The organism is Reyranella soli, assembly GCF_007992495.1.
GTDB classification, from domain to species: Bacteria; Pseudomonadota; Alphaproteobacteria; order Reyranellales; family Reyranellaceae; genus Reyranella; species Reyranella soli.
On the sequence record NZ_BKAJ01000030.1, the window covers coordinates 34407 to 49057 of the forward strand.

The following is a 14651-nucleotide window of genomic DNA, read 5'->3' on the forward strand; positions in this document are numbered from 1 at the left end:
TGTTGGAGCGCGGACCTCCAGGTCCGCGCGCCGGCAAGATTCACTTTGCCGCCGGTTTCTTCGGCACCATGCAGAAGCCCTGCGCCTCGATGCCGAGCGGTGGATTGAACTTCGAGCGGAAGTTCTCCATGGCAATGGCCGCCGTCAGCTCGACGATCTCGGCCTCGGTAAAATGCTTCTGCAGCTCAGCGAACAGCGTGTCGTCGACCTTCTGGCCGGTCGTCGTGATGCGTTCGGCATATTCCAGCGCGGCTCGCTCCAGGGGGCTGAAGAGCTTGCTGGTGCGCCACTCGAGCACCTCGCTGAGTTTCTCGGCGCCGCCTTCACTTTCCGCCGCACGGGCGGAATTGATGTCGACTCAAAACGGGCAGCCGTTGATGGTGGCGACGCGCAGATAGACCAGCGGCAGCAGCGCCTTGGGCAACAGCCCCGACTGCTCGATCGACTGGCCGAGGATGGCGGCGGCGCGCAGGATCGGCGGGCAGTGCGCCATCACCTTCGCGGGATTGAGCAGGCCGCCGTAGATCTCGCGCTGCCTGTCGAAACTTGCCTTCAGGATCGGATCACCGCCGTCTTCTTCGATTTCGCTGACGCGAGGCATGATGCTCCTCCGTTAGTGGGGGCTGCCAAGCTACCCGCGTCGCTTGTGAGGGAGCGACCGAGCTTTTCTCATGCGGCTCCGAAGGTGATCGACGATACCATCAAGAGAAGAACAACACCGCGCGGGACGGAGACCGACATGACACGGGCAAACGGCTCGGCCTATGGCTGGGTGATCGTCGCGGCAGGTGCGCTCATGACCTGCGTCAGCATGGGCGCGATGTTCTCGCTCGCGGTCTTCCTGCAACCGATCTCGGTCGACACCGGCTGGTCGCGCACCGGCATCTCGACGGCCATGACCATCGACTTCCTGGTGATGGGCTTTGCCGCCTTCGCCTGGGGCGCCATGAGCGACCGCTTCGGCCCGAAGATCGTCGTGCTGTCGGGCAGCCTGATGCTGGGGCTCGGCCTGGTGCTGGGCAGCCGCGCCACGAGCCTGGTCGAGTTCCAGCTGGTGTTCGGCATCCTGGTCGGCGCGGCGGCGGGCGCCTTCTACGCGCCGATGATGGCGCTGGCCTCGGGCTGGATCGAGAACAACCGCAGCCTCGCCGTCGCCCTGGTGTCGGCCGGCGCCGGCACCGCGCCGCTCACCGTGGCGCCGTTCGCGCGCTGGCTGATCGACAATTACGACTGGCGGCCGGCCATGCTGGTGGTGGGCATCGTCGCCTGGATCCTGCTGATCCCCGCCTCCTTCCTGGTGCGCCGCCCGCCGGTCGTGCTGGAGACCAACCCGCCCGCGCCGGGCGTCGCCACCCCGGTCGCGGCAGTCGTCGAGACGCGCATGAGCGCTGGCGAGGCGTTGCGCACGCCGCAGTTCGCCGTGCTGGCGCTGGCCCACTTCGCCTGCTGTGCCGCCCATTCCGGCCCGATCTTCCACATGGTGACCTACGCCATCGGCTGCGGCATCCCGGCGATGGTGGCGGTCAGCGTCTACAGCCTGGCTGGCCTCTCGGGCCTCGGCGGGCGCGTGCTGCTCGGCGTGCTGGCCGACCGGCTGGGCGCCAAGCCGGTGCTGGTCGGCGGGCTGATGGTGCAGGCCTTGGGCGCCGGCGCCTATCTGTTCGCCCGCGAGCTCGGCGAGCTCTATGCCCTGTCGGTCGTGTTCGGCATCGCCTATGGCGGCGTGATGCCGCTCTACGCCATCCTGGCGCGCGATTATTTCGGCCCGCACATCATGGGCACGGTGTTCGGCGCCATCTCGGCCATGGCGAGCCTGGGCATGGCGTTCGGACCATGGGCCGGCGGCTGGGTGTTCGACACCTACGCGAGCTACTCGTGGCTCTACATCGGCTCGTTCACCGTCGGACTCGCGGCCGTTGCCGTGGCGTTCACCTTCAAGCCGGCACCGGCTGCAAGCAAGCTCACCGTATCGGTGTCATAGCCGTGCCGCGCATGCATCGCCGTCAGCGGCGCTGAAGCTTGCGAAGTCCTGGCGCGCGGAGGGGTTAGCGCAGTTCCCGCAGTTTGCGCTACCCCTCTGCACCTCTGATCGCGACGGCAGCACCGGTCCCAGTTGCCTCATTTTTGAGCCCGCGGGGTTTTCCGCATCTCGCGCATTTTGCGCTACCCCCCCTGGGCACCGTACGCGATCAACTGACCCGCGCTGTGACGCGCGAGCACAGTCGGCCCTCGCCGGGAAGTCCCACGCGTAATTGAGTCTGATCAACGATGCAAAGAGCGATAGCCGAGCCAAAGTGTAGGACAACACTGTAGTGCTTGTCAATAACTATGGTATTTTTGCGCTCCATATGGGGCCCAGCAGCGCACTAAGTCGATGCCGCCGCCTGCTAGCAGTGCTAGCGCCCACGCCGAAAACGCCTAACTGCGAAAGAACCGCGCGAAGGGCCCGACGGGGTAGTTCGCTGGCCATATGGCGGTGGCCGAGACATAGCCGGGCGCGCCGGCAGTGTTATAATTGGCTTGGCCGTAGATTGCGCGTGTACACGCCCGTGTGGAGGTTGACAGGTAGATGGATGACAAGAAGCCGATGCTGGAGGCCACTGCAAACGTAGAGCCCCGGGATTTCATTCGCGACATGGTCCAGGCTGACCTCGCCCGCGGCCAAATTCAGGGCATCGTCACGCGCTTTCCACCGGAGCCGAACGGCTATCTGCATCTCGGTCACGCAAAGTCGATCTGCCTGAATTTCGGACTTAGCGCCGAATTCGGCGGCCGCTGCCACCTTCGTTTCGACGATACCAATCCCGTGAAGGAGGAGCAGGAATACATCGACGCCATCAAGCGGGACGTACACTGGCTTGGCTTCGACTGGGGCGAGCATCTGTACCATGCATCGGACAATTTCCAGACGTTGTACGACTGGGCAGAGCACCTCATTCGCGCCGGCCTCGCCTATGTCGACGACACGCCCCCCGAAGAGATGCGGGCGATGCGTGGCACGCTGACCGAACCGGGCCGTGCGTCGGCCGATCGCGACCGTTCGGTGGAAACAAATCTCAGCCTGTTTCGCGATATGCGCGCCGGCAAGTTTCCGAATGGTGCCTGCGTGCTGCGGGCGAAGATCGACCTTGCTTCCGGCAACATGAACCTGCGGGACCCCGTCCTCTATCGCATCCTGCATGCGCCTCACCCGCGCACCGGCACGCAGTGGTGCATCTACCCGACCTACGACTTTGCTCATGGCCAGTCCGACGCCATAGAGCATGTCACACACTCGCTCTGTACCCTGGAATTCGCGGACCACCGTCCTCTCTACGACTGGTTCCTCGACCACCTGCCGGTCCCGTCGCGGCCCCGCCAGACCGAATTCGCCCGCCTCAATCTCGGATACACCGTACTTTCCAAGCGCTACCTGACGGATCTGGTACGGCGCGGCATCGTAAGTGGCTGGGATGATCCGCGCATGCCGACCCTGGCAGGCCTGCGCCGCCGCGGCGTGCCGCCGGAGGCGATCCGCGACTTCGTTCGGCGCGTCGGCATGTCCAAAGCCAACAGCGTCGTCGATCTCGCCATGTTCGATCACGCGATCCGAGACCGTCTCAACCAGGCGGCCCAGCGGCGCATGGCGGTCCTGCGGCCTCTCAAGCTCGTGATCGAAAATTTTCCCGAGGACCAAGTCGAAGAGCTGGAGGCCGTCAACCACCCGGGGGACCCGGCCGCCGGCACGCGCACCCTTCGCTTCGGCAGGGAAATCTTCGTCGAGCGTGACGACTTCATGGAGAACCCGCCGAACAAATTCTTCCGGCTGGCGGTGGGCCGAGAGGTCAGGTTGCGCTACGCCTATCTCGTCACCTGCCGACAGGTGGTGAAGGACGCCGATGGCAACGTGGTGGAACTGCGTTGCACCTACGATCCGGCCAGCCGCGGCGGCAATGCACCGGACGGTCGAAAGGTGAAGGCCACCCTGCACTGGGTGTCGGGCCGGGACGCACGCCCCGCCGAGGTCCGTTTGTACGGTACGCTCTTCAACCGCCCCGACCCGGGAGCCGATGGCGATCTCGACGCCGACTTGAATCCAGGCTCGCTCGAAGTCCTGTCGGGCGCGCTGCTGGAGCCCTCGTTGGCGGAGATGCCCGTGGGCGAAGCCGTGCAATTCGAGCGGCAGGGCTATTTCTGCCAGGACCCGACGAGCGGCTCGGACGCCCTGGTGTTCAACCGCACGATCGAGCTACGCGACACCTGGGCAAAGTTGCAGGTCGGTGGGTAATTCTTCCTGTACCGGTACAGGATACGTGCCGGGTTGGTTTGACGGAGGACATCGTGGCAAAACGAATCGTTCAGAGCCCGCAGGCGATGAAGGCGCTGGTCGGTCAGGAGCTCGGGGTCAGCGACTGGCTGGTCATGACGCAGGAACGCATCAACACATTTGCCGAAGCAAGCGGCGACCATCAATGGATCCATGTTGATGTCGAGCGCTGCAAGACGGACATGCCGGATGGGAAGACCATCGCGCACGGCAATCTTACCCTGGCCGTGATCGCTACCTTCGGCCGGGATGTACTCAAGATCGACAATGTGCGGAACGGCATAAACTACGGCTCGAACAAAGTGCGTTTCACCAACCCCGTGCAGGTTGGTGCGCGCATCCGCGGCCGCCAGAAGCTGCTCGCCGCCGACGACATGCCAAACGGCGGCATTCGCATGACATACCAATGGACCGTCGAGATCGAGGGCAAGGAACGTCCGGCCTGTGTTGCCGAGACCATGAGCATCGCCTACGCCAAGACATAAGCGATCGCGCTACGTGAAGCGATCCATCTGTTACGGCCGATCTGGTTGGGGCGGGCAGGTCAGCGCAATCAATCTACTGACGTCTCTTGCGTGATCCATCTGCCGACATTCGGCAACCAGCTCCGCGTACTGCTGTTCGCCGACGGGGACCACCGCGCCGATCGGTGACAGCCTTTTCGCCAGCTGGTCGAAACTCATGATGAACTCACGGCCCGTTGCCTCCAAGGTGTGGGCGATGCCGTCGCGCGTGTGAATTGTCACGCGAGGGGCGAAGAGCGGTTGGGTGTGGGAAGGAATGAGACGGACGCGCCGCATCATGTCGTCGATGCCTTGCGGATCGGCTGCGCCGACCTGTTGCTGCACGTTCTTGGTGACTGGGAATGACCCGGTGAGGATGGCATGGGCGGCGTAATACTGGGGCTGCTCGCGTCCCGGCTCGATGTCGGTACGACGTGACGGGAAGTCCGGGCTCGGGTACTGGGTCTCGAGCCAGTTCACGACGCACTCGACCCGATCGACGTCGTCGGCCCGAATGTGGTCGCGCTTGCACAGCGCCGCAGTGACGTCGACATGGGCGATGTTGTAGCCGGGCGTCGAATAGATGCGATAGAGAGTCTCGAGGAACACCCAGTGCTCGCCGAGCTTCTCGGTGATGGCAGCGAAGTCCGCGTTTCGTTGGCCCGCGAAGCTGTGGCTCAAACGCCCTTCCTTGTTTCCGGCATAGGCGAAATAGAAGCCGGCCTCGCCTTCGAAGGCCGTCTCTCCACCCGGTATTCCTTGCCGTGCCAGGCCGACAGCCAGCAGCGCATTTCGTACGGCCGCACCTTCACGCACGGAGCGACCGCCGCTGCGACCGCCTTCGAGGTTACCCGCAGCCAGGTTCACGCATTGCGCGAGTGCGCCGTGAACCTGTCCTGCATCGAGGCCCATGATCTTGGCGGCAGCAACCGCGGCCCCGAAGATGCTGAGCACGGCACCGGCATGAAATCCCCGCGCCAAGATGGTAGGGACGAAATCCGCCCCCAATCGTTCCATGACCTCGTAGCCGGCCACTACTCCGGTCAGGAACTCGCGGCCGGAGCAGCGCGTTACCTCGGCAGCCATGAGCGCCGCGGGCAGGACGGCGCAACTCGGGTGAACCACCATTCGGAAGGTGTCCCACTTGCCCCCGGCAAACATCATCTCCGAATTGATGAACGCGGCTCCAGCTCGGGTGAAGCGCCGCCCGTCGACGAGTGCCGTGGTCGTGCCGCCGCAACCGAGCTCTTCCTCCTCGACCAGGCGGATGGCCTGCATTGTTTCCGGAAAATCATGGCCGAGCAGGCATGAGGACACGCCTTGCAGTGTGACGCCGCGAGCGCGGTCGAGGACCTCCGACGGAAGATCCGAGTATGCAAGCGCCGCCACCCAACGTGAAAGGCGTCGGCTGATGCTCGACGTCGACATGCGGTCTCCCTGCGATGGATAACCTGGAGCATACTACGAGCGGTATCAACAGCTCGAGCACTTCGATCGCGAAGTCGAGCCGGCCCGTGCACTCCCGAACGTCAGTCCTCGTGTTGTGCGAACTGATCGCGGCGCCATTTGAGGGCAGCCCGCAAACCCTCCTTCTGTCGGATCTCCGTGAATTTGACGCCGACGTCCGTTCTTGCCGCATAGAGCGGCGCCAGCACATCGAGCCCGGCATGCATGGCATTGGTGAAGCCCATGGCGTCGGCGCCGCGATTTATGGCCAGCTTGGTATGGGCGAGCGCTTCCGGTGAAATCAGCGCCATGCGCTTGGCGAACCGGAGTGTTTTTTCCTGGAGCTCGGCGAGGGGCACGATCCGATTGATCATGCCGAGCTGCATAGCCGATTCCGCGTCGATCATGTCCCCGAAATAGAGAAGCTCGCGGGCCTTCTTGAAGCCAATCATCCAGGGCATGACGATGGCCGGTCCGACGTTCGAGAAATGGATTTCCGGCTCGCCGAAGACCGCGTTCTCGGCCGCGATGGTGATGTCGCAAAACATGGCAAGTTCGCAGCCGCCGCCGAGCGCGTGGCCCTGCACCGAGGCGATCACGGGTTTGCGCATGTACCACGGGATCATCTCGAAGCGCAGGTCCTCGGTCAGCGACTCGCGCCATTTGAGCGCGTCGAAACGGCGTGCGGCACGCTCAGGGGTGTCGTTGTCGATATCGTAGCCGACGCAGAAGGACCGCCCGTTGGATCGCAGGATGACTACGTGGATCGACTTGTCTTCATCCGCCCGGATCAGCGCCTCGGAGACGCCGGCCCGCAGCTCATGATTGACGGCGTTGAGTTTCTCGGGCCGGTTCATCGTGATGATGGCGACATTGCCGTCCGTCTCGTGCTGTACGAGATTGTCGGTCATGCTTCATCTCCTGCTGGCGATCGGCGTAGTGGCCATAATCAACGAGCGCATCATCCGCAGATGACCATTTAGCCAAAGCCTAGGGGCGGCGGCTGCAGTCAGACAAAACCGAGTTCGTCCCCTATCTTGTATTCGGTAGCGAGCGCGCGCAACTTGTCCCAAGTTGCGTCCTCAATCTCGATTCCGTTCTTGCGACGCTGCTGCTCGCGCAAATATTCGATCTCGCCCGGATAAAACACCTCGTTCGATCCTTCGGACGGTGGTGTCGATTTAAGATAGCGCGCGAACTCGGCAACTTCCTTTTTGAAATCCTGCAATGGCCGGAACGCGGCGACATTGAACACGGCCATGAAGCAGCCGTCATTGTGGCGGCCGGTCGGCTCGACGCCAAAGCCCAGGCCCGTCAACAATCCACACAGCACCTCCACCATCGCGGCGAGACCGCTTCCTTTATAGCCCTCGCTGCCCCCAAGCGGCAGCAGAGCGCCACCTTTGCGAAAATCCTTGGGGTCCGTTGTGTGACGACCAGCAGCATCGATGATCCAGCCTTTTGGGATTTGTTCGCTGCGCGCGACAGCGAGCGAAATCTTTCCGGCCGCAACCGCCGAGGTCGCCATATCGAGACAAAAGGGGCCCTCGAGGTCCGAGGGTACCGCGATCGAAATTGGATTGGTGCCGAGCCGCGGCTCTCGTCCTCCGAACGGCGCGACGTGCTTGGGCGACCGGCCGGAATCAGCGGTGGCAAGCCCGATCATACCCTCGCGCATTGCCATCATCGGGTAGGCCGCGAGCCGGCCGACATGGCTTTGGCGGAACACCGTGCAGGCTGCGACATTCGCAGTCTTGGCCTTCTCAATCGTGAGGGCCATCGCCTTTGCGTTGACGTGGAAGCCAAAGCCCCAGTGACCATCGATCACCGTCGTCGTGGGTGACTCCCGCACGATGGTCCACTTCGCGCCAGGCACAATGTGGCCCGCCTTCACGCGATCGATGTAGGTCGGGATTGCGATGACACCGTGTGAATCGTGGCCGGCGAGGTTGGCGTTGACGCAACCGACCGCGACCGCGCCCGCTTCTTCATCAGAGGCGCCGGCAGCCTTCAACAATGCGGCGCCGATACGGGAGAGACGATCAGGTTGAACGATCGGCATGGAATCTCCTCAGGACTACCGCATACAGTCCTGAACCAAATAAAGGGCGGACAACCGACGGCAAGGGTTCCAATGTGGAGAGATTGTACGAGCGGGAGCATCCAATGTCCCTCTTGGCAGCATCTGGAATCGGTGGCTGATTGATTCTGCCATCGGGAGGGTCGAGGTATGGACTACGGCATCAATCTCGCCACCTCGGCAGACTCCTGGAAGGTGGTGAGGCGCGCCGAAGAGCTGGGCTTCACCCGCGCCTGGTTCTACGACACGCAATTGCTGAACGCGGACATCTTCGTCGCCATGGGCGCGGCGGCGGTGAAAACTTCCAAGATCCGCCTTGGAACCGGTGTGCTGATCCCTTCGAATCGTATCGCACCAGTCGCCGCCAGTGCTCTCATGTCGCTGAATGCGCTCGCGCCGGGGCGTATCGACTTCGGTATCTCCACCGGCTTCACCGCCCGGCGCACCATGGGCGTTGGTCCAGTCCGGCTCGTCGACATGCAGCGCTACATCGAGCAGGTGCAGCGCCTGATCGCCGGCGAGACGGTGGAATGGGAGTTTGAGGGCGCCTCGCGGAAGATGCGGTTCCTGAGCCTCGATATCGGAGTCGTCAACAACCGAGACCCGATCCCTCTGCACATTTCGGCGCAGGGCCCGCGTGCCCGGAGGCTGACGGCTGAACTCGGCGCCCACTGGATCAACGGCGTCGGCTACATCGAAGCGGCGAAGGCTTCGATCGCCGCCATGCAAGCGGCATGGCGTTCAGCTGGCATCGAGCCGGCAACGCGCGTCGCCACGGCGTTCTGCGGCGGCTGCGTGCTTGCCGAGGGTGAGCCGTTCGACAGCCCGCGCGCCCGCGCGCAGGCCGGCCCTCACGCGACCATCGTCTTGCACAACCTGGTCGAGCTGGAACAGTTCGGCAATCTCGGTCGCGGCATTCCGCCGGCACTCTCGCCTCTGGTGGAGCAATACCGCAAGATCTACGAGCGCTATGAGCCGGCCGATGCGCGCTACCTGGAGAATCACCGTGGGCACTTGATGTTCCTGCGCCCGGAGGAGCATCAGGTTTGCACGGCCGAGTTGATCCGCGCCGTGACCGTCACCGGCACCAGGTCGGCGCTTCGCGAACGGCTGCGCGAGCTGCAAGGTGCAGGCTATACCGACTTTTCCATTCATATTCGTCACGGCCATCCGGCGATGCTGGAGGAATGGGCCGACGTAATCGCCGGTGTCTGAGGCGCGATTCCCCCGGCAGCAGGCTGGGGTCGAGGACGTGGTTAGACCAGCGCCATCGGGCGAACCGGGCAGCCGGTCGCGCCCTTGAACTTCGCCGCCAGCAAGATGAAGCAGGCCAAGTCCTGACTGCGATCCCGGCCAGGGTCTTCTGGCGGTCCGTGATCTCGACCGTCGTCAGGCGCTACTGCACCGGTGACCGCGACGTCGGCACGAGGCGCTGGATGTGCATCTTTTCGCGGTCCAGGCAATCGGGCACGCGCGGCGCAATCTTGGTCTTCCAGTGATCCGTCTCGTACACCGCCTTGTACTGCGCCTCGCGCTCAGTCTCGCTGTTGAAGCGGCGGATCCAGATATAGGCCGAGTCGTCCGTCTCACCGCGGAAGCTGCCGCAGATCACCATGCCCTTCGAGACCTGGAACGGGATGATCTCCTCCTCCATGATCTTCACCCACTCGTCCATCTTGCCAGGCCGCACGAAGTACTGGCGAAGTTCGTAGAACGCCATGCTGTCGTCTCCTCTCGGTTTTGCCGTCAGAGCATAGACGGCGGCTCGCCACATGATCAACGCGTCGCAACGACGGCGGGGCTCCGTTACTATGTCGGCTCGTTCGCCGTCGGCCTCGCGGCTGTCGCCGTGGTGCTCATTTTCATGCCGGTACCGGCCGCAACCAGACTCGCGGCGCGGCGTAACTGTCGATACGATGCCCAGTCCAACATACAAGCTGTTCGCTCAGGCCATCAGGCAGCGCAAACAGATCGTCTGTCTCTATGGCGGCCATCGGCGCGAGCTCTGCCCGATCATCCTGGGGCACAGGAAAGGCGGCGGGGAAGCCGCACTGACCTTCCAATTCGCTGGCGAGAGCAGCAGCAAGCTGCCGCACGGCGGCCAATGGCGATGTCTTCTGCTGTCCGGCGCCAGCAATGTCGAGCTCCGCGATGGACCATGGCGCACAGGGTCCAGCCATGAACAGCCGCAGTCCTGCGTCGACATCGTCGATCTCGATGTCAATCCGAAGAGTCCTTACGAGCCCCGGCGGAGTAGCAAGCCCACACGTCGAGCATAGAAGAAGGGCTTGACGCGCCGTTGGCTGAACGGAAAATCAGCCTTCAGCAACCAGCCTGACCCCTTCCGCGAAGGAACATCGACCCATGCGCATCCGGATACTGACGACAATAGGATTGGGCTTGGTCGTGGTCGGCTGCCAACCACCTGATCGCAAGGACGTGTCCGCCGCTGGCCTGCCCCCAAGCGCGACATGCGCCGGCTACGGCATAGGCACCGACACGGCGACCTATACCACTTGCGTCGCCTACCAGGAGTCTCGGGCGCAACCCTCTCCCAACGAGTCGGTTCCGCCCTTCCGGCTGGACCAGTACAACAACAGGGTCGACGCCCATGGCTATCGCGTCGATGGCACGGGCCGCCGCTTCGCCGTCCAGAGCCCCTATTCTCGCCCTTAGGGACGAGGCTCTTCCAGCAACGCCACCGTCAGGAATAGTAGGCCCATACGTCGAGCGTGGCGCCGGCCCATTCGGTCGTGCCTTCGGGCACGGCGCCGAGCTTGCGGGCAACGCGGACCGAGGCGGTGTTGCGAGGATCGATGTTGCTGCCGATGCGCCGAGGGCCGTGGGTCGCCATCATCCAGTCCAGTGCCAACCGGGCCCCTTCGGAGGCGTATCCCCTGCCCCAGGCGCGAGCGACGATGGCGTAGACCAGAAGCGGGTCGTCCGTACTATAGGGATGGAAGCGACCGGCGAAGCCTTCCCCGTCCTCGACGACCATGACGCTGTAGCCGCGCGGCGCCCATTGGCCCAGGGCGCTGGCCATGCGGTTCCAGACGTCGCTGGCCGTGGGCGGCGGCCCTTCGGATGGCGCGCAGCGTCAATCGCGCCGTGCGCAGCACGGGAACGGCCGTCATCCATGCGGAGCGCGGACATCCAGGTCCGCATTATGGCTGGGGGCGCGCGACTCCAGTCGCGCGACTTCGTCGAGGCAAGAGATGATCGCGCCACTGGAGTGGCGCGCCCCCAGCAAAGAACATGAGCAGGCCTGGAGGCCCGCGATCCGGCAAGAGATCAGAAGCTCAGCAGCTTGCCCAGCACGGACGGCAGCCCGCAGCGCACAAGGACGACTCGGCCAGAGGTGCGCAATTCAATCGCGCAACAGGACGCTCAACAGGGAACTGTGAACCTCGAGGTGCCCATTGTAGGCAATGAAGCCCAATTTCCTGAACTTGTTCATGAAGTGGCTGACACGCGGTCGCGTCGTGCCGATGATCTCGGCCAGCGTCTCCTGGCTGATCCGCGTCGTGATCGGCTGCGGACCGCCCTCCTTGCCGAAATTCGCCAACAGCAGGAGCGTCCGCGCCAGCCGCTTCTCACTCGAGTTGAAGAGCTGGTCGACGAGATCCTCCTCGATCCTGCTGTTGCGCGTCAGCAGATGCGTCATGAACAGCTCGGCAAAGGTCGGCTCGGCATGAAGGACGCGCAACATTTCGGCCTTGCCCACGCGCACGACCTGGCTTTCGATCATGGCCTTGGCGGTGGCGAGCCGCAGCGGCTGGCCGATCAGGCAGCCCTCGCCGAAGAACTCGCCGACCCCCAGGATGCCGACGACCGCCTCCTTGCCCTGCTTGGAGGTGACCACGATCTTGATCTTGCCCTTCTGGATGTAGAAGACGGCGTCCGCCGCAACCGATTGCCGGAAGACAACCTCGTCCCGGCGCAGGTCGGACACAGTGTGTCGGCGATTCAGAGTGGCAAGAAACATCGTGGGATCGAAGGCGGGTTGATCGGCCGTGGCCGTCTTCTGCCCAGTTCCGTTGGCTCGGGCCGGTCGACGGCCGTCAGCAGGTTGCCCATGTGCGTGAACGTCCGTCGGCTTGCGCCTAGCCGCCATTTCTTTGCTCCTTCGCGCGGCCTTCGGCGACGCCAGCATCCTGCCTACGCCTGCCGTCAGCGAGTAGCTTGCGATCTGTCTCGCATTTCCCGAGGTCGACGAACGCTCCCATTGCGCCGCCCTACCGGCACAAAAGCCATGGACAACCTGCGCTCGCCGGCAGGAGTTGTCGAGCCGGTTCCGCTGTTACGCGCGCAGAATAGTGTCCGGTACCCGACATTGGATCGATCGACCAGCATCGCGCGGCAGCCGGCCGGTCCCGCGCGCCCCAACGGACCCGAAGAAATGGCACTCGCAGTGTATCGGTTTGACCATCTTCAACCTTGCAAAGCGCCTAGAACTCCTGATGCGCCCGAAAGGGAGCTACCCGCCCATGGCCAAAGCGCGATCAGCCCATGCGCAAGCGACGACACGCAAGTGGTGGAGGCCAACACACCCAAGGAGACAGATCATGCTCAAGCCACGAATAGCCATCTTCGGCGCCGCCCTGCTGCTGGGCGCGTGCGATTCGCAACCCCAGGCCCTGACCGCGCCACCGCCGCCAGCGCCATCGATGGCCCAGTCGTCCGCGTACCTGGTGTTCTTCGACTGGGACAAGTCGAACCTGTCACCCCAGGCGATGGCCACGATCGGCCAGGCGGCCGCGGCCTACAAAACCTCCGGCATCGCCCGGCTCGCGAATGTCGGCAACGCCGACACTTCAGGTGCGCCGGACTACAACATGGCGCTGTCGCTGCGTCGCGCAGACGCGGTCAGGCAGGCTCTCATCCAGAACGGCGTGCCGGCCGCTTCAATCGACACTACAGGCCGCGGCGAAACGAACCTGCTGGTTCCGACGGCCGACAATGTGCGCGAGCCGCAAAACCGCCGCGTCGAGCTTGCCGGCCTGCAAGTCCAGGCTCGCACGGACATCTTCAGGGATCCCCGCGCCTACTGCCAGGCCCTGATGGACAAGTGGCGTCAGTACCGCAACTCGCAGGTCGACATGGTGGAGGCGGCAGCCATCGCCAAGTGCGAGGCGGGCAACTACGAGGCCGGCATACCCGTCCTCGAGGACGCGCTGATCACGGCCAAGATGCCGCTCCCGGCGCCCGGATATCGCTGGCCCGGCAGGACCTATTCGGCGGGCTGAACGATCGCAGATCTCGACCGACCGGCGGCAGGGGCCGCTTACCTCGCGGGAAACGACACCGCGACACACGTGCCTCTGCCAGCGGTCGGGGACCGGACCGAGAGCTGGCCCTTGAGCTGATCGGCGAGGGCGCGCACTACCTTCATGCCGATCCCCTTCCCGGTTGGCTCGGTCACCGAGAATCCCCTCTCCAGGCCTTCTCCCTGGTCGGTCACGGCGAGCTCATGCAGGCCGCCGTTCCAGCCGAACGAAACCGTGATCAAGCCGGCCCCGTGCTTGCGCGCATTGACAGCGAGCTCGTTGACGATCAGCCCGATGGCGAGGACCTGATCCCTGGGAACGCTGGTCTCGATGGCGCCGACGACGCCGATCTCGGCACCGAGAATGCCGGCCAGCTCGCTGCAGAGCTCGCGGAGATGGGACACGATCGGAAGGCGCTCGCGCGTTTCGTTGACGGAGAACAGACGGTGCGCCCGGGCGACTGCCGCGACGCGATGAGCTGCTGTCAGCAGCTGTTGACGAGTCTCCGTCGAAGCGGCGCTGCGACCCTGCAACTGCAGCATGCTGGAAACGAGCTGCAGGCTGTTCATGACGCGGTGATCGACTTCGCTCTTCATGATATCCGCCTGATCGGACGCCGTCCGCGCGGCGAGGCGCATCGCCAGCTCGTCGGTGACGACGCCCGCCAGAGAGCGCAGCCGACGCATGTGCTGCTCCTCGATCCGCCGCGGGCGGCGGTCGATCACCGAGAGCGTGCCGATCGCATAGCCGTCGGGGCTGTCCAGCGGCACGCCAGCGTGGAAGCCGTACTTGTACTTGTCGCGGATCCACGGTTCGAGCACAGAGCGCGACGGGTCCGTGCCACGCCTTGCCTCGGTCTCAGCGGTGCCGTGATGCGACTTGAAGAAGACGCGATCACTGCCGATGAAGCCGATGATCGCCACCGGCGCCTGGAAGAGATCCGCGGTCAGCGCCGTGATCCGGTCGAAGGCCGGTTCCGGCACCGTGTCGAGCACCGCATAGCGCTCGGCGGCGGCAAGACGCGTCGCCTCAAGTCGGGCGCGCGCCAC

The 14651-nt window shown here is 64.2% G+C and carries 15 protein-coding genes and 1 pseudogene; 7 read left to right on the forward strand and 9 right to left on the reverse strand.

Features of this window, described 5'->3' with window-relative positions; translation table 11 throughout:
- Positions 1–40 precede the first annotated feature (40 nt).
- Positions 41–298 carry a carboxymuconolactone decarboxylase family protein gene (locus RSO01_RS07465; RefSeq protein WP_147147758.1) on the reverse strand — a complete coding sequence of 86 codons (258 nt, stop codon included), beginning with the start codon at positions 296–298 and terminating at the stop codon, positions 41–43.
- Between the two features lie 60 nt (positions 299–358).
- The gene (locus RSO01_RS07470; RefSeq protein ID WP_147147760.1) at positions 359–601 is read right to left on the reverse strand and encodes a carboxymuconolactone decarboxylase family protein; all 243 of its coding nucleotides are present in this window, start codon (positions 599–601) and stop codon (positions 359–361) included.
- 138 nt (positions 602–739) lie between these two features.
- Between RSO01_RS07470 and RSO01_RS07475 the strand changes: the two genes are divergently transcribed.
- From RSO01_RS07475 to RSO01_RS07485, 3 genes are all read left to right on the forward strand, one after another.
- Complete coding sequence (locus RSO01_RS07475; protein WP_147147761.1) at positions 740–1981, forward strand: MFS transporter; 1242 nt, start codon at positions 740–742, stop codon at positions 1979–1981.
- A 588-nt stretch (positions 1982–2569) separates the two neighbouring features.
- Entirely contained in the window at positions 2570–4267 is a 1698-nt protein-coding gene (locus RSO01_RS07480) for a glutamine--tRNA ligase/YqeY domain fusion protein (RefSeq protein ID WP_246158171.1), read from the forward strand.
- 53 nt (positions 4268–4320) lie between these two features.
- On the forward strand, positions 4321–4791 hold the full coding sequence (locus RSO01_RS07485) for a MaoC family dehydratase (protein ID WP_246158174.1): 471 nt from the start codon (positions 4321–4323) through the stop codon (positions 4789–4791).
- A gap of 30 nt (positions 4792–4821) precedes the next feature.
- Here the strand turns inward: RSO01_RS07485 and RSO01_RS07490 are convergent, their stop codons facing one another.
- From RSO01_RS07490 to RSO01_RS07500, 3 genes are all read right to left on the reverse strand, one after another.
- Positions 4822–6237, reverse strand: a complete 1416-nt coding sequence (locus tag RSO01_RS07490; RefSeq protein WP_147147763.1) for an MmgE/PrpD family protein — start codon at positions 6235–6237, stop codon at positions 4822–4824.
- Between the two features lie 101 nt (positions 6238–6338).
- On the reverse strand, positions 6339–7166 hold the full coding sequence (locus RSO01_RS07495; protein WP_147147765.1) for an enoyl-CoA hydratase/isomerase family protein: 828 nt from the start codon (positions 7164–7166) through the stop codon (positions 6339–6341).
- A gap of 98 nt (positions 7167–7264) precedes the next feature.
- On the reverse strand, positions 7265–8317 hold the full coding sequence (locus tag RSO01_RS07500; RefSeq protein WP_147147767.1) for an Ldh family oxidoreductase: 1053 nt from the start codon (positions 8315–8317) through the stop codon (positions 7265–7267).
- 168 nt (positions 8318–8485) lie between these two features.
- Here RSO01_RS07500 and RSO01_RS07505 point away from each other — a divergent pair, with 168 nt between their 5' ends.
- Positions 8486–9550 (forward strand): LLM class flavin-dependent oxidoreductase, encoded by a 1065-nt coding sequence (locus RSO01_RS07505; protein ID WP_147147769.1) that lies wholly within the window; start codon positions 8486–8488, stop codon positions 9548–9550.
- Between the two features lie 181 nt (positions 9551–9731).
- Here the strand turns inward: RSO01_RS07505 and RSO01_RS07510 are convergent, their stop codons facing one another.
- On the reverse strand, positions 9732–10055 hold the full coding sequence (locus RSO01_RS07510; protein WP_147147771.1) for an NIPSNAP family protein: 324 nt from the start codon (positions 10053–10055) through the stop codon (positions 9732–9734).
- 196 nt (positions 10056–10251) lie between these two features.
- Here RSO01_RS07510 and RSO01_RS07515 point away from each other — a divergent pair, with 196 nt between their 5' ends.
- Positions 10252–10614 carry a hypothetical protein gene (locus tag RSO01_RS07515; protein ID WP_147147773.1) on the forward strand — a complete coding sequence of 121 codons (363 nt, stop codon included), beginning with the start codon at positions 10252–10254 and terminating at the stop codon, positions 10612–10614.
- A gap of 85 nt (positions 10615–10699) precedes the next feature.
- Positions 10700–11011 carry a hypothetical protein gene (locus tag RSO01_RS07520; protein WP_147147775.1) on the forward strand — a complete coding sequence of 104 codons (312 nt, stop codon included), beginning with the start codon at positions 10700–10702 and terminating at the stop codon, positions 11009–11011.
- Positions 11012–11039: 28 nt separating this feature from the next.
- On the opposite strand, the pseudogene RSO01_RS07525 reads toward RSO01_RS07520, so the two are convergent.
- A pseudogene (locus tag RSO01_RS07525) lies at positions 11040–11402 on the reverse strand (GNAT family N-acetyltransferase); the annotation flags it as partial.
- Positions 11403–11702: 300 nt separating this feature from the next.
- Positions 11703–12320, reverse strand: a complete 618-nt coding sequence (locus RSO01_RS07530) for a Crp/Fnr family transcriptional regulator (RefSeq protein ID WP_147147779.1) — start codon at positions 12318–12320, stop codon at positions 11703–11705.
- A gap of 580 nt (positions 12321–12900) precedes the next feature.
- Between RSO01_RS07530 and RSO01_RS07535 the strand changes: the two genes are divergently transcribed.
- Positions 12901–13581, forward strand: a complete 681-nt coding sequence (locus RSO01_RS07535; protein WP_170302911.1) for an OmpA family protein — start codon at positions 12901–12903, stop codon at positions 13579–13581.
- Positions 13582–13619: 38 nt separating this feature from the next.
- On the opposite strand, the gene RSO01_RS07540 is transcribed toward RSO01_RS07535, so the two are convergent.
- The gene (locus RSO01_RS07540) at positions 13620–14597 is read right to left on the reverse strand and encodes a sensor histidine kinase (RefSeq protein ID WP_170302912.1); all 978 of its coding nucleotides are present in this window, start codon (positions 14595–14597) and stop codon (positions 13620–13622) included.
- Positions 14598–14651: the final 54 nt, after the last annotated feature.

Excerpts from the sequence above, each read along its gene's own strand:
- RSO01_RS07470 (WP_147147760.1), bottom strand. The coding sequence starts at position 601 with ATGCCTCGCGTCAGCGAAATCGAAGAAGACGGCGGTGATCCGATCCTG.
- RSO01_RS07475 (WP_147147761.1), top strand. The coding sequence starts at position 740 with ATGACACGGGCAAACGGCTCGGCCTATGGCTGGGTGATCGTCGCGGCA.
- RSO01_RS07480 (WP_246158171.1), top strand. The coding sequence starts at position 2,570 with ATGGATGACAAGAAGCCGATGCTGGAGGCCACTGCAAACGTAGAGCCC.
- RSO01_RS07490 (WP_147147763.1), bottom strand. The coding sequence starts at position 6,237 with ATGTCGACGTCGAGCATCAGCCGACGCCTTTCACGTTGGGTGGCGGCG.
- RSO01_RS07495 (WP_147147765.1), bottom strand. The coding sequence starts at position 7,166 with ATGACCGACAATCTCGTACAGCACGAGACGGACGGCAATGTCGCCATC.
- RSO01_RS07500 (WP_147147767.1), bottom strand. The coding sequence starts at position 8,317 with ATGCCGATCGTTCAACCTGATCGTCTCTCCCGTATCGGCGCCGCATTG.
- RSO01_RS07505 (WP_147147769.1), top strand. The coding sequence starts at position 8,486 with ATGGACTACGGCATCAATCTCGCCACCTCGGCAGACTCCTGGAAGGTG.
- RSO01_RS07510 (WP_147147771.1), bottom strand. The coding sequence starts at position 10,055 with ATGGCGTTCTACGAACTTCGCCAGTACTTCGTGCGGCCTGGCAAGATG.
- RSO01_RS07515 (WP_147147773.1), top strand. The coding sequence starts at position 10,252 with ATGCCCAGTCCAACATACAAGCTGTTCGCTCAGGCCATCAGGCAGCGC.
- RSO01_RS07520 (WP_147147775.1), top strand. The coding sequence starts at position 10,700 with ATGCGCATCCGGATACTGACGACAATAGGATTGGGCTTGGTCGTGGTC.
- RSO01_RS07530 (WP_147147779.1), bottom strand. The coding sequence starts at position 12,320 with ATGTTTCTTGCCACTCTGAATCGCCGACACACTGTGTCCGACCTGCGC.
- RSO01_RS07535 (WP_170302911.1), top strand. The coding sequence starts at position 12,901 with ATGCTCAAGCCACGAATAGCCATCTTCGGCGCCGCCCTGCTGCTGGGC.